Here is a 20,356-nt window from a genome sequence, read left to right on the forward strand (position 1 = left end):
GCCCAGTAGCTGGCCGCCAGCAGCAGCACGACGCCGCCGATGGCCGCCCAGCGCGGCGTGACGGTCACAGCCGTGTCGGCGTCGCCTGCGGCGTCGCCTGCGGCGAGGGCGCCGCTTTCCACCAGGTCMCGCCAGCGCGTGCGCACCAGGCGGGCGGCCTGGCCGGAGTCGGTGGATTTGAGGTCGCCCGGCCGCACCGACTTCCCCGGGCCGTAGCTGGTGTCCGGCAGGCCCTGCAGGTCCTCGGGGCGGGCATTGCGTCCGCCCCAGATGCCCGGGGCCGGCGCCGCCCAGGCGGCGTAGCCCTTCTGTGCCGTCACCAGCGTCAGGGCGTAGCGGGTGTCCACGTGCACCAGGGCCGCCCACGGCACCAGGACCGAGCGGAACGGGTTCTCCAGGGTGACGCCGCCGTCGTGCACCACGACGGCGGGCATCCAGAAGAACTGCCAGCCCAGCAGCGCGATCAGCAGCAGCGGCGCGGTGGTGGGGAGTGCCGCGGGGCCGGCCGAGGCGACCGTGACCACCAGGCCGACGACCGCCACGGTCCAGGCCAGCCAGGCGAACCACTTGTTGGTCCTGGCCTTGAAGATTTCAACGTTTCCGGCAGCGGGCACAGTGCTCATGCCCCCCATAATTCAGTATTCCGAGTTCCAGCACTAATCACCGGTGCGACGGCGGCTCGGGTGGAAGGAAAAACCCATCATGACTGACTTCATCACCCTGGATCCCGCCCCGGCTCCCGCGCCCGGAAAAGGTGACACCGTCCTGGAGGTCCGGGACCTCAGCGTCGACTTCGGCGTGGACAAGAAGTGGGTTCCCGCGGCGATCGGCTTGAACTACGAGGTTCGGGCCGGTGAGGTCCTGGCGATCGTGGGGGAGTCCGGCTCCGGCAAGAGCGCCAGCTCGATGGCACTGCTGGGACTGCTACCGAGCAACAGCCGGGTCAGCGGCAGCGTGAAACTTGGCGGCAAGGAATTGCTCGGCGGGAACGAGGCCAACATCCGCGCGGTCCGCGGCAAGGATGTCGCAGTCATCTTCCAGGAGCCCATGACGGCCCTGAACCCGGTGTACACCGTGGGCGCGCAGATCGTGGAGACCATCCGGCTGCACAATGAGGTCTCGCCCGACCAGGCAAAGGAGCGTGCCCTGCGGATGCTCGACCTCGTGGAGCTGCCGGACCCGGAAAAGGCCTTCAAGTCCTACCCGCACCAGCTCTCCGGCGGTCAGCGGCAGCGCGCCATGATCGCCCAGTCGCTCTCCTGCGACCCGAAGCTGCTGATCGCGGACGAGCCCACCACCGCGCTGGACGTCACCGTCCAGGCGGAAATCCTGGACCTCATGCGCAACCTGCGCAACAAGCTGGACAGTGCGATTGTGCTGATCACCCACGACATGGGCGTCGTGGCGGACCTCGCGGACCGGATCGCCGTCATGCGCCGGGGGCTGATCGTCGAGACCGGCACCGCGGAGCAGATCTTCCACAACCCGCAGCATGAGTACACCAAGGCCCTCCTGGCCGCCGTCCCGCACCTCGGGCAGGGCGGTGCGGCGAGCGACGACGAGGTTGACGTGACCGCGGCCCTCGCGGCGGCGACGCACGCCGACCTTGAGGCGGTCCCGCGTTCGGAGCTGCTCCGCCGCGAGCGCGAAAACGCCGCCGCGCTGTCCGCCGCCGAGACGGTGAAGCCGCAGGGCGAACCGGTGCTGGAACTCACCGACGTCGCCATCGAGTACCCCAAGCAGGGGCGCGTGCCGGCCTTCCGCGCCGTCGAGGGCGCCAACCTCGCGATCTACCCCGGCCAGGTGGTCGGCCTGGTGGGGGAGTCCGGATCCGGCAAGACAACGATCGGGCGTGCCGCCGTCGGCCTGCTCCCCGTGGCGGCGGGCACCATGAAGGTCGTGGGGCAGGACATCTCCGCCGCCAAGAAGAACGGCCGCCAGCTGCACGAAATGCGCCGGCACGTCGGCATGGTCTTCCAAGACCCGTCATCCTCGCTGAACCCGCGGCTGCCCATCGGCGAAAGCATCGGCGAACCGATGTTCCTCGCCGGCGTCGCCAAGGGCGCCGCGCTGCAGTCCCGGATCGAGGCGCTGCTGGACCAGGTGGAACTGCCGCGCGACTACCGCAACCGGTACCCGCACGAGCTCTCCGGCGGCCAGAAGCAGCGCGTGGGCATCGCCCGGGCCCTGTCGCTGAAGCCGAAGCTGATGGTGGCCGACGAACCTACCTCGGCCCTTGACGTGTCCGTCCAGGCCAAGGTGCTCGAACTCTTCCAGAACCTGCAGAAGGAACTTGGCTTCGCCTGCCTGTTCGTCACTCACGACCTGGCCGTCGTCGACGTCCTGGCCGACAGGATCTGCGTGATGCAGCGCGGACGGATCGTCGAACAGGGCACCCGCGACCAGATCCTCCGGAACCCTCAGGAGGCCTACACCCAGCGGCTCCTGGCCGCTGTGCCGCTGCCGGATCCGGAGAAGCAGCGGGAGCGGCGGGAGCTGCGCGCCCAGCTGCTCTCGGGCGCCAGCTAAGGGGTTCCGCGGGAGATTTTCGGTTAACGGGCCATAACCAGGAGCCGCCGGGAGCGAATGGTACCAGCCAGTAATGTGTGACTTGAAATACGTTGCGATTGACGCTAGCCGTCACGACGTTGTCGAGTCACGGTTTGGCAACGGAGTTCCACCATTCGGACTTTTTGCGGTTAGGCTACTTCCATATGTAGGCCACGTCACAGGATATCTCTGTGCCCGGGCCTGCCGGGAAGCACAAGTCTCTCCCGCACGAACTCCCACAACTCTTAGGAGGCGGAATGCGTTTTTCGCGCACTTCCAAAGCACTGGGCATGGTGGCTATCGCCGCTTTGGCCCTGACCGGTTGCGGCGGCGGCGGTTCTAACACCGCCGGCGGCAGCACCGGCGGCAACGCCAGCAAGGTCATCATCGCCGACGGCTCGGAGCCGCAGCGCCCGCTGATGCCGGCCGACACCAACGAAGTTGGCGGCGGCAAGGTCATCGACATGATCTTCGCCGGCCTGGTCAGCTATGACCCCAGCGGCAAGCCCGTGAACGAACTGGCCGAGTCCATCGAAGGCAAGGACGGCCAGCACTTCACCATCAAGATCAAGAAGGACCAGAAGTTCACGAACGGCGAGGCCATCACCGCCAAGTCGTTCGTCGACTCCTGGAACTTCGGTGCGGCCGCTAAGAACGCCCAGCTCAGCGGCGCCTTCTTCGAAAGCATCAAGGGTTACGACGAGGCCAGCGCCGAAGGCTCCAAGGTCGAGACCATGTCCGGCCTGAAGGTCGTCGACGACCAGACCTTCACCGTCGAACTCAAGCAGCCGGAATCCGACTGGCCGCTGCGCCTCGGCTACACCGCCTTCGTTCCGGTTCCCTCCGGTGCGCTGAAGGACCCGAAGGGCTTCGGCGAGAAGCCGGTCGGCAACGGCCCGTACAAGCTGGCCGACGGCGGCTGGCAGCACAACGTGCAGATCCAGCTCGTCCCGAACCCGGACTACAACGGCCCCCGCAAGGCCAAGAACGCCGGCGTGACGTTCAAGATCTTCCAGAACGACGACGCCGCGTACCAGGACCTGCTGTCCAACAACCTGGACATCCTGCAGACCATCCCCACGAGCGCCTTGAAGAACTTCAAGACCGACCTGGGCGACCGCACCATCAACAAGCCGTACGCCGGCAACCAGACCATCGCGATTCCGGAATACCTGCCGGAGTGGAGCGGGGAAGCCGGCAAGCTTCGCCGCCAGGCCATCTCCATGGCCATCAACCGCGATGAAATCACCAAGGTCATCTTCAGCGGCGCACGCCAGCCCGCCAAGGACTTCACCGCCCCCGTCCTGGACGGTTACAGCGACTCGATCCCGGGTTCCGAGAACCTGAAGTTCGACGCCGACAAGGCCAAGGCCGCTTGGGCCAAGGCTGACGCCATCCAGAAGTGGGACGCCAACAAGACCTTCACCATCGCCTACAACGCCGACAAGGGCGGCCACAAGGCATGGGTCGAGGCTGTTGTGAACCAGCTCAAGAACACCCTGGGTATCAAGGTTGAGGGCAAGCCGTACGCGACCTTCAAGGAAGCCCGCAACGACGCCACCGCAGGCACGCTGACCGGTGCGATCCGCGCCGGCTGGCAGGCCGACTACCCGTCGCTGTACAACTTCCTCGGACCGATCTACAAGACCGGTGCAGGCTCGAACGACGCCCGCTACGCCAACAAGGAGTTCGACAAGGCCATCTCTGAAGGTCTCGCCGCTTCCTCGGTCAGCGAAGGCAACAAGGCCATGAACAAGGCCCAGGAAACCCTCCTGACCGACCTTCCGGCCATCCCCCTGTGGTACCAGGTTGCCCAGGGCGGCTGGAGCGACAAGGTCACCAACGTTGACTACGGCTGGGACGGCGTCCCGCTGTACTACAACATCACTGGCAAGTAACAACTGAACAACGGCGGGGGCTGCCTGGATTGGGGCCTCCGCCGTTGTTTTGCTTCCACCCCAATTTCTAAGCACCAGCCTTCGGCCGGTGTCTTCGCAGCCGGCCCGCCGTGACCGCACCGGCGACGGCTGCACCCATAGTGAAAAGGTTCTTTGATGAACAACTCCGCCGCATCCTTGGACAGGATGCCTGCTGACGGGGGTGTCCTTCGCTGATGGCGACCTACATCCTTAAGCGTTTCCTGCAGCTGATCCCGGTCTTCCTGGGCGCCACGCTGCTTGTCTACTTCCTGGTCTTCAGCCTGCCTGGCGACCCTATCGTGGCACTCTTCGGCGACAAGCCGGTCAACCAGGCCGTCGCGGCCCAGCTCCGCGAGCAGTACCACCTGGACCAGCCGTTCTGGATCCAATACCTGCTGTATCTCAAGGGGATCTTCACCTTCGACCTTGGCCAGGACTTCTCCGGCCGCCCGATCGCCGCCGTGCTGGGCGAGGTCTTCCCGGTCACGGCCCGGCTGGCCGTCATGGCGCTGATCTTCGAAGCCGTCTTCGGCATCATCTTCGGTCTGATCGCCGGCCTCCGGAAGGGCAAGTTCTTCGACGCAACGGTCCTGATCGCCTCCCTGATCGTGATCGGCATCCCGATCTTCGTGCTCGGCTTCCTGCTGCAGTTCACCATCGGCGTCCAGCTCGGCTGGGCCAAGCCCACCGTCAGCTCGGCCGCCACGGTGCAGGACCTGATCCTGCCGGCGATCGTCCTCGGCCTGGGCTCATTCGCCTACGTCCTGCGCCTCACCCGGACATCCGTCATCGAAAACATGAATGCCGACTATGTGCGCACCGCCACGGCTAAGGGCCTGTCCCGCTTCCGTGTGGTCCGCGTGCACATTCTGCGCAACTCGCTGATCCCGGTGATCACCTTCCTCGGCGCCGACCTGGGCGCCCTGATGGGCGGAGCCATCGTCACCGAAGGCATCTTCAACGTCCCCGGTGTCGGCAACCGGCTCTACCGCGCCGTTACGCAGGGTGAGGGCCCCACGGTCGTCTCGATCGTCACGGTGCTCGTGTTGATCTACGTCGTGTCCAACCTGCTTGTAGACCTGCTGTACGCCTGGCTTGACCCAAGGATCCGCTATGACGCCTGAGAACATGACCCCAGACCTGCGCCCTGCGGCGCCGGCGAAGCGGCACGTCGAACACTTCGTCGCCGACTTTGCCGAAACACCGCTGCAGGCAACCGACAAGGTCAAGGAAGACCAGGCCCCGCTGAGCCTTTGGGGCGAGGCCTGGAAGAACCTGCGCAGGCAGCCGCTCTTCCTGATCTCCGCGTTCCTGATCCTCGTCGTCGTCGCCGTGTCACTCTTCCCCTCGCTCTTTTCCGGTATTGATCCGGCCTCCGAGGCATGCCAGCTGGCCAATTCCGACGCCGGACCGGCGGCCGGGCACCCGCTGGGCTTCACCCAGCAAGGCTGCGACGTGTATGCGCGCGTCATTTTCGGCACGCGCTCTTCGGTGACCGTGGGCCTCTTCACCACCCTCGGCGTCCTCCTCATCGGCGGCATCATGGGGGCCCTCGCCGGCTACTACGGGGGCTGGGTGGACTCCATCCTGGCCCGCATCAACGACATCTTCTTCGCCCTGCCGCTGATCCTCGGCGCCATTGTGATGATGCAGCTGCCGGTGTTCCGTGCCAACCGCACGGCCTGGACGCTCGTGCTGATCCTGGTCACCTTCGGCTGGCCGCAGATCGCGCGCATCACCCGCGGCGCCGTCATCGAGGTCCGCAACGCTGACTTCGTGACTGCCGCCCGTTCCCTGGGTGTCTCCAAGTTCGGCGCGCTGATGCGCCATGTCATGCCGAACTCGCTCGCGCCGATCATCGTCGTGGCCACCATTTCGCTGGGCACCTTCATCGTCGCGGAATCCACCCTGTCGTTCCTCGGCATCGGCCTCCCGCCGAGCGTCATGTCCTGGGGCAATGACATCCAGGCAGCGCAGGCGTCCCTGCGGTCCAACCCGATGCCGCTGCTCTGGCCGGCTATCGCGCTGTCCATCACCGTCCTGAGCTTCATCATGCTGGGCGACGCCCTGCGTGATGCGCTCGATCCCAAAGCGCGCAAGCGATGAAAGGGGACGCCATGAACGCCTCTGTCGAAATCCACGAAGCCGGCGCGGCGGCCGGGCGCCCGCTCCTTGAAATCAAGGACCTGGCAATCAGCTTCACCACCAGCAACGGCGAGGTCAACGCCGTCCGCAACGCCCACCTCACCGTGATGCCCGGCGAAACCGTCGCGATCGTCGGCGAATCCGGTTCCGGCAAGTCGACGACGGCGCTGGCCGCCATCGGCCTGCTTCCGGGCAACGGCCGGGTGGCTGCCGGACAAGTCATCTTCGACGGCGAGGACATCGCCCACGCCTCGGAGAAGCGCATGATCGAGCTGCGCGGCAACAGCATCGGCATGGTGCCGCAGGATCCGATGTCCAACCTCAACCCGGTCTGGAAAATCGGTTACCAGGTCCGGGAAACACTGAAGGCGAACGGGCTGCCCAGCGGCCCGGACGACGTCGCGAAGGTGCTTTCCGAGGCCGGCCTGCCGGATGCTGCGCGCCGCGCCAACCAGTATCCGCACGAATTCTCCGGCGGCATGCGCCAGCGTGCCCTGATCGCCATCGGCCTGTCCTGCCAGCCGCGCCTGCTCATCGCCGATGAGCCGACGTCGGCCCTGGATGTGACCGTGCAGCGCCAGATCCTGGACCACCTGGACAAGATGACCACCGAACTCGGAACGGCCGTCCTGCTGATCACGCACGATCTGGGCCTGGCTGCCGAACGTGCCGACAAGGTCGTGGTGATGTACCGCGGGCAGGTCGTTGAATCCGGTCCCTCGCTGGAGCTGCTGCAGAACCCGCAGCACCCGTATACCCAGCGGCTGGTCGCCTCGGCGCCGTCGCTGGCGTCACGGCGCATCCAGGCCGCCAAGGAACTGGGCGTCGAATCGGAGGATCTGCTGGCGCCGGCCGAGGACGTCGTCGTCGCGTCGAGCATGCCCGACGAGGTGCTCCAGATTGAGAACCTGAGCAAGGTTTTCAAGCTGCGCTCCGGCTTCGGCCGGGCCACCGACTTCACCGCGGTGGACGACGTCTCCTTCAGCGTCAAGCGCGGAACCACGACGGCGATCGTGGGGGAGTCGGGTTCCGGCAAGTCCACGGTGGCGCAGATGGTGCTGAACCTGCTGCAGCCCACCTCGGGCAAGATCGTGTTCGACGGCGTCGACACCTCCACGCTGAACAGCAAGGAGATCTTCGCCTTCCGCCGCCGCGTGCAGCCGATCTTCCAGGACCCCTACGGTTCCCTCGATCCGATGTACAACATCTTCCGGACCATCGAGGAACCGCTGCGGACCCACAAGATCGGGGACAAGGCCAGCCGCGAGAAGAAGGTCCGGGAACTGCTGGACCAGGTGGCGCTGCCGCAGTCCACCATGCAGCGGTACCCGAACGAGCTCTCCGGCGGCCAGCGCCAGCGCGTGGCAATCGCACGCGCCCTGGCCCTCGACCCCGAGGTGATCATCTGCGACGAGGCCGTTTCGGCGCTCGACGTGCTGGTGCAGGCGCAGGTGTTGAACCTGCTTGCAGACCTGCAGTCCCGGCTGGGCCTGACCTACCTGTTCATCACCCATGACCTTGCGGTGGTCCGGCAGATCGCCGACCACGTGTGCGTGATGGAGAAGGGCAAGCTGGTCGAAACCGGTTCCACCGACGACGTGTTCGACTCGCCGCAGCAGGACTACACCAAGGCCCTGCTCAACGCGATTCCCGGCGCCAAGCTCATGCTGCCCCCCGAGGTGGCAACGGCCTAGCCATAGGCTGCGGCAAGAGCAAGCCTTAAAACACAAGAGCCGGCGTCCACCCCAGGGTGGGCGCCGGCTCTTGCGTTGGCTGGTTGTTTCTTGGTTGTTTTCTGGTTGGTGGCTGACGGTCCTAGCCGGCGTGGGCCCGTGTCAGTCCTTACAGGTCGAGGGCCTCAAGCCGCTTGGTTAGCAGGGCCCCCGCGAGCCTGTGCCCTTCTGCATTCAGGTGGCGGTCGTCAGCCAGGTACCGGGCGAGACCGTAACGGGTCAGCCAGTCGCCGACGCTGACGAAGGAGAGACCGTACTCCTTGGCAACCGCGCCCAGCAGGGTGTCCACCTGTGTCCGGCGCCCGCCGCCGGCCTGGGCGCCCCGCGCCAGGGTCCCGACCAGCACCACCTCGGCGGCGGGGTAGCGGTCCTCGATGGCCTGGATCAGGCGCTCGGCGTGCTCAGCAATGTCGACATTTGAGGCGCCTCTGGCGGCGTCGTTTCCGCCGCCTTCGATGACGACCAGCGGTGGCGCGCCGTAGGGCAGGCGCCAGTCCCCGTTCTCGAGGCCGTCGATGTAGTTTCCGCGGGTGCCGTTGCCGGCCACGAACCCGGTGCCGCTTCCGCCGCCGAACACCACGTCGTAGCCGAGGTTCCCGAGGGCAAGCCGGGGCCAGCTCTCCGAAGGCTCGGACTGGGAATCGCCGATCAATACGGCGGTGCTCGAAATGTCCTCGACGATGACTTCGTCCCTGCCGTTCGCAGGGTTCCGGTAGACCGAGCCCGGGGGCAGGCTGTCCGGATTCACCGCTGCGGTCTTCTTGCGGACGGAACCTGCTGCCGCGGGCTGTCCCGGGCCGGCCGCCGCGGCCACCGGAAGCTCCTTCACGCGGTCTGAGGTTTTGGGCAACTCGGCTGCGTCGGGCGCCGGGGCACAGCCGCCAAGGAAGAGGGCTGCGGCGAGAAATGGCGGGATGATACGGGCCATCCTCTGGACGCTTGGCATGTCGGACTTCCCCCGCGTTCGTAGTTACTCCAGCAATAATGCGGCATGCCCGGCCCGAATACCAGTGACTTTGGTCACCTGACAGCGTGGGGGACTCACGATTCGGTAACAGGCCGGGGGAGGGGCGCTTTGGGATTTTAGGCCAATAAATGCCCTAGCGTCTAGAATGGATGAAGGCGCCCTGTGTCAAAGGGCCGTACCTGTCGTGCGTTCCGGTTGGAAATGTCGCGATACAACAGCTGACTTCACCACTGAATCGAGCAATAACGCATGTCTGAAACCACCACCAACACTGCGGTAGCCACTGCATCGCGCAGTGACCTGCGCAACGTCGCGATCGTGGCCCACGTTGACCACGGCAAGACCACTCTGGTCGACGCCATGCTCAAGCAGACCAACTCCTTTGCCGAGCACAACCACCTCGAAGACCGTGTCATGGACTCCGGTGACCTGGAACGCGAAAAGGGCATCACCATCCTGGCCAAGAACACCACGGTGGCCTACAACGGTCCGTCCTCGCACGGTGAGACCATCACGATCAACGTGATCGACACCCCCGGCCACGCCGACTTCGGCGGTGAGGTCGAGCGCGGCCTGTCGATGGTCGACGGCGTCGTCCTCCTCGTCGACGCCTCTGAGGGCCCACTGCCCCAGACCCGCTTCGTGCTGCGCAAGGCCCTCGCCGCGCACCTCCCGGTGATCCTGTTGGTCAACAAGACCGACCGCCCCGACGCCCGGATCGAGGAAGTCGTCCACGAGTCCATGGACCTGCTCCTTGGCCTGGCCTCCGACCTCGCCGACGAAGTTCCGGACCTGGACCTGGACAAGATCCTCAACGTTCCGGTCGTCTACGCCGCCGCCAAGGTCGGCCGCGCTTCGCTCGAGCAGCCCGCTGACGGCACCGCTCCGGAGAACGAGGACCTGGAGCCGCTGTTCCAGACCATCATCGACCACATCCCGGCGCCGACCTACAACCCGAACGGTGTGCTGCAGGCGCACGTCACCAACCTTGACGCCTCCCCGTTCCTTGGCCGCCTCGCCCTGCTGCGTATCTATAACGGCACCCTGCGCAAGGGCCAGACCGTGGCCTGGGCTCGCGCCAACGGTGAGCTGAAGAACGTCAAGATCACCGAGTTGCTCGCCACCAAGGCACTGGACCGCGTCCCGGCCGAGTCCGCGGGCCCGGGCGAGATTGTCGCCGTCGCCGGCATCGAGGAAATCACCATCGGTGAGACCCTGACCGACGCCGAGAACCCGCAGCCGCTGCCGCTGATCACGGTGGATGACCCCGCCATCTCCATGACCATCGGTATCAACACCTCGCCGCTGGCCGGCAAGGTCAAGGGCGCGAAGGTCACCGCACGTCAGGTCAAGGATCGCCTCGATAAGGAACTGATCGGTAACGTCTCGATCAAGGTGCTCCCCACCGAGCGTCCGGATGCCTGGGAAGTCCAGGGCCGTGGCGAGCTCGCGCTGGCCATCCTGGTCGAGCAGATGCGCCGCGAAGGCTTCGAGCTGACTGTGGGCAAGCCGCAGGTTGTCACCAAGACCATCGACGGCAAGATCCACGAGCCGATGGAGCACATGACCATCGACGTGCCGGAAGAGTACCTCGGCGCCGTCACCCAGCTCATGGCAGCCCGCAAGGGCCGCATGACCAACATGGCCAACCACGGCACCGGCTGGTGCCGCATGGAATTCATCGTTCCGGCCCGTGGCCTGATCGGCTTCCGCACCAAGTTCCTCACGGACACCCGTGGCGCCGGCATCGCCGCCTCCATCTCCGAAGGCTACGAGCCGTGGGCCGGCCCGATCGAGTACCGCACCAACGGTTCGATGATCGCCGACCGCGCCGGTGTTGTGACCCCGTTCGCCATGATCAACCTGCAGGAGCGTGGCTCCTTCTTCGTCAAGCCCACCTCCGAGGTCTATGAGGGCATGATCGTCGGCGAGAACTCCCGCGCCGATGACATGGACGTCAACATCACCAAGGAAAAGAAGCTCACCAACATGCGTGCCGCTTCCTCGGACACCTTCGAGAACCTGACGCCGCCGCGCGACCTGACCCTCGAAGAGTCCCTCGAATTCGCCCGCGAAGACGAGTGCGTCGAGGTCACCCCGGAGTCGATCCGCATCCGCAAGGTCATCCTCGACACCAACGAGCGGGCCAAGTCCAACCGCGCCCGCGCCAAGGTCTAATCCCGGTCTACCGGCTTCGGCTGAGACGTGACTAAGAGAGCTGCCGGAAGGGCAGGYGGTATTGCCGCCGCCCTTCCGGCAGCTCTTTTTGTTGCCCTGGCTGGCACCGCGCTGCACCGGCAGCATCTGGCAGTGGCCGGCGTCGACCTTCCCTGGGGCGCTGTCGCCGCGCTGGTCCTGCTGGCGTCCGTGGAGCTGCTGCTCGGGACCGCCTTCCGTTCCCTCGTCCCGACGGCGGTCTGCGGCGCGGGATGCTACGCGCTGACAGGCTGGTGGTCCACCCTCGAGGTAGGCAAGCGTCTGATCATCGGGGACCTCGCCGGGAATCTCTGGATCTTCGGCGCGGGCGCGGTCACAGTGGCCATGCTCGTCTGGTGCCGCCGCTACGCACGGCACGCGGGGTAGCGGAGCCGGACCCACGGGGGACATGCCCATCCTCCGCTCCCCGGGGTGGACATGCCCATCCTCCGCACCTGCCCCCTTGGGACATGCCCATCCTCCGCTCCCCGGGGTGGACATGCCCATCCTCCGCACCTGCCCTCTTGGGACATGCCCATCCTTCGGCCGCTGGGATGGACATATCCGCACTATGTCCACCGATCGGGCCCGGCAGCGGACATGTCCCGTGCTGAGCAATGGACATGCCCAGTCCGGGCCTGCCAACGGACATGTCCCGATCCCGCCGGTGGACATGCCCAACGGCGGCGCCTACCAACGGACATGCACTTGTGCACATACCGGAAAAAGGGGCTGCTCCGGGGCGGTCGGCACAGAGATCATGGACCCATGGTCAAAGTCAGTGAAGTCATGTCCAAGTACGACGGTGTGGTCCGAGCCAAGCATCTCGCGGCGGCAGGAATATCCAGCTTCCAGCTCAACGCCGCCCTCGCCAACGGAAGTGTCGCCCGGGTCGCCCGCGGGGTATATGCAATACCGGGCGCGGATCCGCAACTGGTCGCCATCCGTTCCCTGCCCGCCGAGCCCGCCTGTGTCAGTGCCGCGCACTTTAGTGGACTTTGGGTGCTCGAAACGCCCAAGCATCCGCATGTAGCGCTGCCCCACAGCCGCAGTTACCCGGGCTTTGTCTGCCACCGGTCTGCGGCACCGCCGACACTGCTGGACACCGTGGTCCAAAGCCTGCGCTGCCTGCCGGAACTGGACGGCCTGGCACTCGCCGAATCCGCCATCGTCCTCAAGGGCCTTCCGCTATCAGCGCTTCGACAGCGGCTGGCCGGCCGAAGCGACGCCCGGGAGCGCAGAATTGCTGCGGCTATCGTTCCGCAGTCGCAGTCGGTCATCGAGTGCATGGCGCGGTTCCTGCTGCGACAGGCGGGCTTTCATGTTGAGTCGCAGGTGAACATCCCCGGAATGGGCCACCTGGACCTCATGGTGGACGGCCGGCTCGGGATTGAGACCGACGGTGCCGGGTTTCACATGGACCGCGCAAGTTTCGAAGAAGACCGACGGCGGTGGAATGTCACTGTCCGGTTGGGCGTACCCACCCTGGTCGTGACCTACCCTCTGCTCAAGTACCGTCCTCAGGAATTCATAGCCATGGTCCGTGAGGCATTGAACCGGCTCTCAGCGGCCGCTTGACGCCGGTCGTCCGGGCCGAGCAAAGCAGCTCGCAGGATGTGTGCACCCCTGCCGGCACTGGACTTGTCCGCGTTGCAGCATCGTCGATGGACATGTTCCGCGCTCGGTCGGGCGCGGGACGGACATGCTCCGTGCGCGCGGCCGGCAATGGACATATGGACAATATGTCCATTGCCCGGCTCTAGGCGAGGACATGTCCGTCGGCGACCGCGGAGAATGAGCGTGCTCCCCGCTCCCGGCCAAGGCTGGACACATGGGCAGTATGTCCATTGCTCGAAGCTAGGGGTGGGCATGTTCCGCGGGGGGCGGGTGGGCTCGCAACGGGCATGCTCCCCGCTTCCCGTCAGGGATGGACGTATACGTGTTATGTCCATTGCTCAGTGCAGGCGGTGGGCATGTCCGGCGGGGCGTGCAGGCGGTGGGCATGTCCGGCGGGGCGGGCAGGGGGGGGGGTGGGCATGTCCGGCGGCCGGGGCTACGGTTGGGCGTGTCCCCGGGGCCGGCGGGGCGGTGCGGGCGGGACTTCCTTGGCCGCCACGACGAGCCGGAGCGGGATGACGACGTCGGCGCGCCGGGTGCGGACGGTGCAGCCGCCGTCGGCCTTCCCCACGAGGTCGCCGATCGCGTCCGTGAGGCCTCCCTCGATCCGGTACCGCACCACCACGCGGGTGCCCAGGGGCGCGTCGGAGAGGAACTGCTGCGGCTGGGGGATCGGTGAACTCACCCGTTCATAGTAGGACGCGCGGGCTCTGTGACGCCCGGCTAGGTTCGCGGGATCAGACTGGGAGATAATAGGCTCGGAAGTCAGTAGCCCGGCGCTCAGGCCGGGAGCAAGATCCGGCGGGACGCCGGAACCAACGTGGAGAGGCCAGGGACGTGACGTACGTAATCGCGCAGCCGTGTGTAGATGTCAAAGATAAGGCATGTATTGAAGAGTGCCCCGTCGATTGCATCTACGAGGGTGAGCGCTCCCTGTACATCCACCCGGACGAGTGCGTGGACTGCGGTGCCTGCGAGCCGGTCTGCCCCGTCGAAGCCATCTACTACGAGGACGACACCCCCGAGGAGTGGGCCGACTACTACAAGGCCAACGTTGAGTTCTTCGACGTGCTCGGTTCGCCGGGTGGCGCCGCCAAGATCGGCAACACCCACACGGACCACCCGATGATCGCCGCCCTGCCCCCGCAGAACCAAGACAACTAGGACGGCGCTCCGGTGACTTCTGCGGTGCGCAGCTTCGGCCTCAGCCTGCCCGACTACCCGTGGGAAGCCATGGCCCCGTATCTCGCGCGGGCCGCGGCGCACCCGGGGGGCGTAGCCAACCTCTCGATCGGCACCCCGGTGGATGACACGCCGGCCCTGGTGCAGGAGGCGCTCCGGGCGGCGGCCAATGCGCCCGGCTACCCGACGGTGCACGGCACCCAGGCGCTCCGGGAAGCGATCGCTGCCTGGTTCGACCGGCGCCGCGGCGTCCCCGGACTGGACCCGCGGAACGTGATGCCCACCGTCGGGTCCAAGGAGCTCGTGGCCTGGCTGCCGTTCCTGCTCGGACTCAGGGCCGGCGACGTCGTGGTCCGCCCGACCGTCGCGTACCCCACCTACGACATCGGGGCCACCTTCGCCGGCGCCGAGCACGTGGCCGCGGACGACCTCGACGAACTCGACGCCGACACCCGCTCGCGCGTCCGGCTCGTCTGGATTAACTCCCCGGCCAATCCAACCGGCAGCGTGCGTGACGTCGCGTCGCTGCAGCGGATCGTCGGCCAGGCGCGGGAACTTGGTGCCGTGGTCGCCTCCGACGAGTGCTACGCCGAACTTGGCTGGGGCGAATGGGACGTCCAGCGCGGCGGCGAGCCGGTCCCCAGCATCCTTGACCCCCGGGTGGCCGGGGACTCCCATGAGGGCCTCCTGGCGGTCTACTCGCTGAGCAAACAGTCCAACCTCGCCGGCTACCGCGCCGCTTTCGTGGCCGGCGACGGCGCGATCATGGCCAACCTGGTGAACAGCCGCAAACACGCGGGCATGATCGTGCCGTACCCGGTCCAGGAGGCCATGCGGGTGGCCCTCGGCGACGACGCCCACGTGGCGGCGCAAAAGGACCTGTACCGCGGCCGGCGCGAACGGATCGTCCCGGCACTGGAGCGTTTCGGGCTGGACATCCGTGAATCCCGCGCCGGACTGTACCTCTGGGCCACGGCGGGCGAGGCGACCTGGGACACCGTGGGCAGGCTCGCCGACCGTGGAATCGTCGTCGGTCCCGGTGTCTTCTACGGGGACGCCGGCAACGGCTTCATCCGGGTGGCGCTCACTGCCAGTGACGAGCGGATCGACGCCGCCGTCGAGCGGCTGGCTACGGGACCGTAACAATGCTGTGAGGAGGGCCACAAGATGCGGGATTTGGTCGCCTTGGAATCGCCTCGGATTAGTGCCACCCGCGAACTGACGGTAGTTTTTAACTGACTATCAATGGTGGCTTTCCACAAGAAGGCAGCGCAGCCGTTGGAATCCGTGTCCAGATACAGGTTCCGTGGGCGGCTTCACCAGATGTTGGATCAAGCTTTCAACAGGGGCCCAGACGCCTCATGAGGAGAATCCATGACTGAGACCACCAGCGCAACCCTGCGTCACGCGGGCGGCGAGCTCGAGCTCCCGCGCATCAAGGTTGTTGAAGGAAACGAAGGCTACGACGTTTCCAAGCTGCTGAAGCAGACCGGCGCCGTTGCCTTCGACCCCGGTTTCATGAACACCGCGGCCACCACCTCGGCCATCACCTACATTGACGGTGACGCCGGCATCCTGCGCTACCGGGGCTACCCGATCGAGCAGCTCGCCCAGCACTCCAGCTTCCTGGAAGTTTCCTACCTGCTGATCTACGGCAACCTGCCGACGCCGGCCGAGCTGGAAGCGTTCGACCAGCGGATCCGCCACCACACCCTGCTGCACGAGGAGCTCAAGGGCTTCTTCAGCGGCTTCCCGCGGGACGCCCACCCGATGCCGGTGCTGTCCTCCGCCGTGTCCGCCCTGTCCACCTTCTACCAGGACTCGCTGGACCCGTTCAACGCCGAGCAGGTTGAGGTTTCCACCTACCGGCTGCTGGCCAAGATGCCGGTCATCGCCGCCTATGCCCTGAAGAAGTCCGTCGGCCAGCCCATGCTGTACCCGGACAACTCCCACAACCTCGTGGAGAACTTCCTGCGCCTGAGCTTCGGCCTCCCGGCCGAGCAGTACGAGGTGGACCCGGTGGTCGCCAAGGCACTGGACCTGCTGCTGATCCTGCACGCGGACCACGAGCAGAACTGCTCCACCTCCACGGTCCGGCTGGTCGGCTCCTCCAACGCCAACCTCTTCGCCTCCGTCTCCGCCGGCATCAACGCGCTCTTCGGCCCCGCCCATGGCGGCGCCAACGAGGCCGTGCTCAAGATGCTCCGCCAGATCCAGGCCGACGGCATCAAGCCCGAGGACTACATGGAGAAGGTCAAGAACAAGGAAGACGGCGTCCGCCTGATGGGCTTCGGGCACCGGGTCTACAAGAACTACGACCCGCGCGCCAAGATCGTCAAGGCCACCGCCCACGAGATCCTCAGCAAGCTCGGCGGCAACGACGAGCTGCTGGAGATCGCGCTCCGCCTCGAAGAGAAGGCGCTGCAGGATGACTACTTCATCGAGCGCAAGCTCTACCCGAACGTGGACTTCTACACCGGCCTGATCTACAAGGCCATGGGCTTCCCGGAGAAGATGTTCACCGTGCTGTTCGCGATCGGCCGCCTGCCGGGCTGGATTGCCCAGTGGCGTGAAATGATCAGCGACCCGAACACCAAGATCGGCCGCCCGCGCCAGCTCTACACGGGAGAGCCGGAACGGAACTACCCTTCGGTCTAGGCTAGAAGCCGCTAACGACGCCGGCCGCGCACCTCAAGCATGAGGGGCGCGGCCGGCGGCACATCCGTGCTAAAAAGGAGCAATGCCCAAATTTGTCGACGCTGCATTGCGGCGCCAGGAAGTTGTCGAAGCCGTCTTCAGGATCGTCGCGGCGGACGGGCTGGAACGGGCCTCCCTCCGCGAAGTAGCGGACGAAGCCGATCTGGCGGTGGGCTCGGTGCGGCACTACTTTGCCAGCAGCGACGAACTCCTGGCGCACTCCTTCGGCGTCGTGGTGGACCGCATCGCCGGCCGGCTCGACGCCGCCGAGGACCGGCTGGCGGAAACCGCCCCTGGCTCGGCCGAGCACCGGCGAGGCGTGTTAACCCTGCTGGGGGAACTGCTGCCGCTGGATGAGGAGCGGGCCGTGGATGCCTGCGTCTGGATGGCCTTCAAGAACGCGGCCCGGACCAAGCCATTCCTCGCCGCGGAAGCCGACCGCAGCCACCGCACGGTGGCAGCCGTCGTGGGCCGGTTGATGATGGACCTGGCCGCGGCCGACGGCACGGCCGCCGTCGACGGCACAGACGGCACGGAGGTGCCGGGGCAGCAGCGGCTCGTCACCGAGGCCGAGCGGCTGCTGGCGACCCTGGACGGACTTACCATGCACGCTTTGCTGCAGCCGGAATGGATGACGGCGCAAATGTGCCACGATGTACTGGAAGCCCATCTGGCGAGCCTGGACCACCGCGCTGCCAGCCATTAACGTGCGCTACCTTCAGGAATAGACTGGATAAGTACGTCATGCCAAGGGAGGCAATCGGATGCACCACACAGGCGGTCCCGGCTGGCGAATCACCATGGACACCTCAGGTCCCATGCTCATAGCGCTTTACGTCCGCGACGCGGCCGGCCTGGACACCGCGGGCCACCCCGCACTCTCCCACGTGGCACCGAAAATCCGTTCCTCCGACCATACGCACCTGATTGACGAGGTCGGCGGCATGCCGGCCCTTAAGACCGAGTGGGAAGCCTGGTGGGCGCAGATCCTGAAGGCCCACCCGGAGATGGAGCCCGAGCTTGGTCCGCCTGGCTTCCGGGCCTTCGGTAACTCGCCGGCCCTCCGGCGCGTGCTGCAGGCGCACTTCGGCGCCGCCCTCAGCTGGGCCCGGGAACGCCGCGGGGAGTATCTTGCCCTCGAAGCCGAGCGGGACGCCAGCGGGGCCAATCAGGTGCTCGCCGACATGGTCGATGACCGGCTGCTGGAAGTCGGCCGGGCCGCGCGCGACTTCGAACTGACCATCATCGAGCTTCCGCTCGCCGAGCCCCGGGCCTGGTACCTGGAGCCGGACAAGATCATCATGAGCTCGGCCCTGCTGTCCGAACCGGAACTCTTCCGCAGCTACGTCCAGCCGGTCGTCGAACTGCTGGTCTGAGAGGGCCCGGCAGCTACGACGCGGGTTTGTCGGCAACCGTGATGGTGACCTGCCCCTCAGGCCCTTCTGCGGTTTCCCAGCCCTTGTGGGACACCCTGGTCCAGCCCTGCCCGTCCAGCCGCACCTCCGTGACGGACAAGGCCTTGGCGTTGGCCACCGCCCACTGCGCCACTGCCCACGCCTCGCTGCCCTGGACCTGGATGGTCAGCGTCCGGCCGGCCGCCGTCGCCGGGATGCTCCCGAAAGCCGCCAGCAGGCGCTGGCGGACCTGCCCGGCGGCCCCGGCGGTATCCGGCTTGCGCAGCGAGCAATCGACGCCCTGCGGGGTGTACCCGGTCAGCGCCGAGGCGAAGGCCCGGGCCATCGGCTCATGCTGGGCATAGGCGCCCGGGTACGCTGAACGCTGGACCCGCTGCGCGGCCTCCGTGATGGGAAGCGATTCGTAGCCCGGGATCTTCACCAGCGCATCGTAGAAGGCGTTTGTGGCGTGGTACGGGTCCATCACCTGCTGCTCGGTGCCCCAGCCCTGCGACGGCCGTTGCTGGAACAGCCCTCGGGAATCCGGGCCGGCCTGGTCGCCGTGGCCGATGTTGCGCAGCTTCGATTCCTGCATGGAGGTGGCCAGGGCGATGCTGGCTGCGCGTGCCGGCAGCCCGCGCCGGACCGCAATGGCGCTGATCAGGGCGGCATTGGCGGCCTGGTCGGTGGCAAGATCTTCGCCGCCTGCGCCCACCGCGGTGCAGCGCTCCGTGATCAGCGTTTCGGAGCGCTGCAGGAATCCCACCGCCGTGTAGATGGCCCCCGCCACCATGGCCAGGGTCAGCAACAGCACGATCCGACGGCGCCAGCCACCTCTGCGTGCCACGTAACTACTCCCTCAAGCCCTGACGGGCTAGTTAGTCCTTCAGCCAGTTGTTCTTCAGCCGGTTTGTTCTTCAGGCGGTTGGTTGGCGGCAGCCGCCTAGTTGGCGTGCAGGGCCTCATTGAGCTCGACAGTCTGGCCCTTGCGCGGCAGTACTTCCACCTCGCCGCTGGAGGAGTTGCGGCGGAAGAGCAGATTCGGGACGCCGGAGAGTTCGACGGCCTTGACGATCCGGCTGGTGTCCTCGCCGTCGGCGTCCTTCGGCCCGATCACCCGCACCCGGGTTCCGGCCGTGACGTAGAGGCCGGCCTCGACGACGGAGTCGTCGCCGATGCTGATGCCCACGCCGGAGTTGGCGCCGAGCAGGACCCGTTCCCCAAGGGAGATCTTCTCCTTGCCGCCGCCGGAGAGGGTGCCCATGATGGAGGCCCCGCCGCCGACGTCGGAGCCGTCGCCGGCCACCACGCCGGCGGAGATGCGGCCCTCGACCATGGATGTTCCGAGCGTACCGGCGTTGAAGTTTACGAAACCCTCGTGCATGACGGTGGTGCCCTCGGCCAGGTGCGCGCCGAGGCGGACCCGGTCGGCATCGGCGATCCGCACACCGGAGGGGATGACGTAGTCGACCATCCGGGGGAACTTGTCCACGCCGTAGACGGTCACCGCGCCGCGTTTGCGCAGCCGTGCGCGGGTCAGTTCGAAGTCCTCGACGGCGGCCGGGCCGAAGTTGGTCCACACGACGTTGGGCAGCTTGCCGAAAACGCCGTCCAGGTTGATGCTGTTCGGTCGCACCAGACGGTGGGAGAGCAGGTGCAGGCGCAGGTACGCGTCGGCGGTGTCGGCAGGCGCCTCGTCAAGGTGGATCTGCGCGAAAACGACCTTTTGTTCGGTGCCACGGTCCGCGTCGGCGCCGTGTGCGGCGATGTCGAGCAGTGACTGGTCCGCGTTCGCGACGTCGCGCAGGTTCTCTGCAGCGGTTCCGAGCGCCGGCGCCGGGAACCAGACGTCCAGCACCGTGGCCGTGCCGTTGCGGGTGGCGATGGTTGCGAGCCCGTAACCGTAGGCGGAGCGGGAGTTGTCGGGCACAGCAGCAGAAGCGGTTTCAGTCATGC

At 66.5% G+C, this 20,356-nt stretch carries 18 protein-coding genes; 13 read left to right on the forward strand and 5 right to left on the reverse strand.

From position 1 onward, the window contains the following. A partial coding sequence (locus tag AC1DGE_RS05610) for a PH domain-containing protein (RefSeq protein WP_476917062.1) occupies positions 1–623 on the reverse strand: 623 nt, incomplete at its 3' end. A 79-nt stretch (positions 624–702) separates the two neighbouring features. Between AC1DGE_RS05610 and AC1DGE_RS05615 the strand changes: the two genes are divergently transcribed. From AC1DGE_RS05615 to AC1DGE_RS05635, 5 genes are all read left to right on the forward strand, one after another. Next, the gene (locus tag AC1DGE_RS05615; RefSeq protein ID WP_441417157.1) at positions 703–2,529 is read left to right on the forward strand and encodes an ABC transporter ATP-binding protein; all 1,827 of its coding nucleotides are present in this window, start codon (positions 703–705) and stop codon (positions 2,527–2,529) included. A 278-nt stretch (positions 2,530–2,807) separates the two neighbouring features. Further along, entirely contained in the window at positions 2,808–4,448 is a 1,641-nt protein-coding gene (locus AC1DGE_RS05620) for a peptide ABC transporter substrate-binding protein (protein ID WP_441417158.1), read from the forward strand. Between the two features lie 215 nt (positions 4,449–4,663). Next, complete coding sequence (locus AC1DGE_RS05625) at positions 4,664–5,593, forward strand: ABC transporter permease (RefSeq protein WP_441417159.1); 930 nt, start codon at positions 4,664–4,666, stop codon at positions 5,591–5,593. Next, the gene (locus AC1DGE_RS05630) at positions 5,583–6,575 is read left to right on the forward strand and encodes an ABC transporter permease (RefSeq protein ID WP_441417160.1); all 993 of its coding nucleotides are present in this window, start codon (positions 5,583–5,585) and stop codon (positions 6,573–6,575) included. Before AC1DGE_RS05625 ends, AC1DGE_RS05630 begins: the two co-directional genes overlap by 11 nt. An 11-nt stretch (positions 6,576–6,586) precedes the next feature. Then, positions 6,587–8,308 carry an ABC transporter ATP-binding protein gene (locus AC1DGE_RS05635; protein WP_441417161.1) on the forward strand — a complete coding sequence of 574 codons (1,722 nt, stop codon included), beginning with the start codon at positions 6,587–6,589 and terminating at the stop codon, positions 8,306–8,308. A gap of 148 nt (positions 8,309–8,456) precedes the next feature. Here the strand turns inward: AC1DGE_RS05635 and AC1DGE_RS05640 are convergent, their stop codons facing one another. Continuing rightward, positions 8,457–9,275, reverse strand: coding sequence for an SGNH/GDSL hydrolase family protein (locus AC1DGE_RS05640; protein ID WP_441417162.1), 819 nt, complete (start codon positions 9,273–9,275; stop codon positions 8,457–8,459). 288 nt (positions 9,276–9,563) lie between these two features. Here AC1DGE_RS05640 and typA point away from each other — a divergent pair, with 288 nt between their 5' ends. The 3 genes from typA to AC1DGE_RS05655 all read left to right on the forward strand — a co-directional run bounded on the left by typA (position 9,564) and on the right by AC1DGE_RS05655 (position 13,088). Continuing rightward, complete coding sequence (gene typA, locus AC1DGE_RS05645) at positions 9,564–11,492, forward strand: translational GTPase TypA (RefSeq protein WP_441417163.1); 1,929 nt, start codon at positions 9,564–9,566, stop codon at positions 11,490–11,492. A 27-nt stretch (positions 11,493–11,519) separates the two neighbouring features. Next, positions 11,520–11,897: a hypothetical protein gene (locus AC1DGE_RS05650; protein ID WP_441417164.1), complete on the forward strand. Its 378-nt coding sequence runs from the start codon at positions 11,520–11,522 to the stop codon at positions 11,895–11,897. A gap of 381 nt (positions 11,898–12,278) precedes the next feature. Then, positions 12,279–13,088 (forward strand): type IV toxin-antitoxin system AbiEi family antitoxin domain-containing protein, encoded by an 810-nt coding sequence (locus tag AC1DGE_RS05655; RefSeq protein WP_476908510.1) that lies wholly within the window; start codon positions 12,279–12,281, stop codon positions 13,086–13,088. 475 nt (positions 13,089–13,563) lie between these two features. Here the strand turns inward: AC1DGE_RS05655 and AC1DGE_RS05660 are convergent, their stop codons facing one another. Then, a complete protein-coding gene (locus AC1DGE_RS05660) occupies positions 13,564–13,812 on the reverse strand; it encodes a putative acetyltransferase (RefSeq protein WP_476892188.1) in 249 nt (82 codons plus the stop codon). 152 nt (positions 13,813–13,964) lie between these two features. On the opposite strand from AC1DGE_RS05660, the gene fdxA reads away from it, so the two are divergent. From fdxA to AC1DGE_RS05685, 5 genes are all read left to right on the forward strand, one after another. Next, positions 13,965–14,291 (forward strand): ferredoxin, encoded by a 327-nt coding sequence (gene fdxA / locus AC1DGE_RS05665; protein WP_056737938.1) that lies wholly within the window; start codon positions 13,965–13,967, stop codon positions 14,289–14,291. A 12-nt stretch (positions 14,292–14,303) separates the two neighbouring features. Beyond that, a complete protein-coding gene (gene dapC, locus AC1DGE_RS05670) occupies positions 14,304–15,452 on the forward strand; it encodes a succinyldiaminopimelate transaminase (protein ID WP_476908511.1) in 1,149 nt (382 codons plus the stop codon). Positions 15,453–15,683: 231 nt separating this feature from the next. Next, positions 15,684–16,967, forward strand: coding sequence for a citrate synthase (locus AC1DGE_RS05675; protein ID WP_307034993.1), 1,284 nt, complete (start codon positions 15,684–15,686; stop codon positions 16,965–16,967). An 82-nt stretch (positions 16,968–17,049) separates the two neighbouring features. Then, on the forward strand, positions 17,050–17,712 hold the full coding sequence (locus AC1DGE_RS05680) for a TetR/AcrR family transcriptional regulator (protein ID WP_476908512.1): 663 nt from the start codon (positions 17,050–17,052) through the stop codon (positions 17,710–17,712). A 58-nt stretch (positions 17,713–17,770) separates the two neighbouring features. After that, positions 17,771–18,382 (forward strand): hypothetical protein, encoded by a 612-nt coding sequence (locus AC1DGE_RS05685; RefSeq protein ID WP_441417169.1) that lies wholly within the window; start codon positions 17,771–17,773, stop codon positions 18,380–18,382. A 13-nt stretch (positions 18,383–18,395) separates the two neighbouring features. Here the strand turns inward: AC1DGE_RS05685 and AC1DGE_RS05690 are convergent, their stop codons facing one another. Both AC1DGE_RS05690 and dapD read right to left on the reverse strand, forming a co-directional pair. Continuing rightward, positions 18,396–19,247: a hypothetical protein gene (locus AC1DGE_RS05690; protein WP_441417170.1), complete on the reverse strand. Its 852-nt coding sequence runs from the start codon at positions 19,245–19,247 to the stop codon at positions 18,396–18,398. 96 nt (positions 19,248–19,343) lie between these two features. Further along, positions 19,344–20,354, reverse strand: a complete 1,011-nt coding sequence (gene dapD, locus AC1DGE_RS05695; protein ID WP_476892191.1) for a 2,3,4,5-tetrahydropyridine-2,6-dicarboxylate N-succinyltransferase — start codon at positions 20,352–20,354, stop codon at positions 19,344–19,346. Positions 20,355–20,356: the final 2 nt, after the last annotated feature.

It is taken from the genome of Arthrobacter sp. 05N425 (assembly GCF_056397125.1).

Coding starts and splice junctions, on each gene's coding strand:
- AC1DGE_RS05685 (WP_441417169.1), top strand. CDS start 17,771: ATGCACCACACAGGCGGTCCCGGCTGGCGAATCACCATGGACACCTCA.
- AC1DGE_RS05640 (WP_441417162.1), bottom strand. CDS start 9,275: ATGGCCCGTATCATCCCGCCATTTCTCGCCGCAGCCCTCTTCCTTGGC.
- AC1DGE_RS05615 (WP_441417157.1), top strand. CDS start 703: ATGACTGACTTCATCACCCTGGATCCCGCCCCGGCTCCCGCGCCCGGA.
- AC1DGE_RS05625 (WP_441417159.1), top strand. CDS start 4,664: ATGGCGACCTACATCCTTAAGCGTTTCCTGCAGCTGATCCCGGTCTTC.
- AC1DGE_RS05620 (WP_441417158.1), top strand. CDS start 2,808: ATGCGTTTTTCGCGCACTTCCAAAGCACTGGGCATGGTGGCTATCGCC.
- dapD (WP_476892191.1), bottom strand. CDS start 20,354: ATGACTGAAACCGCTTCTGCTGCTGTGCCCGACAACTCCCGCTCCGCC.
- AC1DGE_RS05635 (WP_441417161.1), top strand. CDS start 6,587: ATGAACGCCTCTGTCGAAATCCACGAAGCCGGCGCGGCGGCCGGGCGC.
- AC1DGE_RS05655 (WP_476908510.1), top strand. CDS start 12,279: ATGGTCAAAGTCAGTGAAGTCATGTCCAAGTACGACGGTGTGGTCCGA.
- typA (WP_441417163.1), top strand. CDS start 9,564: ATGTCTGAAACCACCACCAACACTGCGGTAGCCACTGCATCGCGCAGT.
- AC1DGE_RS05680 (WP_476908512.1), top strand. CDS start 17,050: ATGCCCAAATTTGTCGACGCTGCATTGCGGCGCCAGGAAGTTGTCGAA.
- AC1DGE_RS05630 (WP_441417160.1), top strand. CDS start 5,583: ATGACGCCTGAGAACATGACCCCAGACCTGCGCCCTGCGGCGCCGGCG.
- AC1DGE_RS05675 (WP_307034993.1), top strand. CDS start 15,684: ATGACTGAGACCACCAGCGCAACCCTGCGTCACGCGGGCGGCGAGCTC.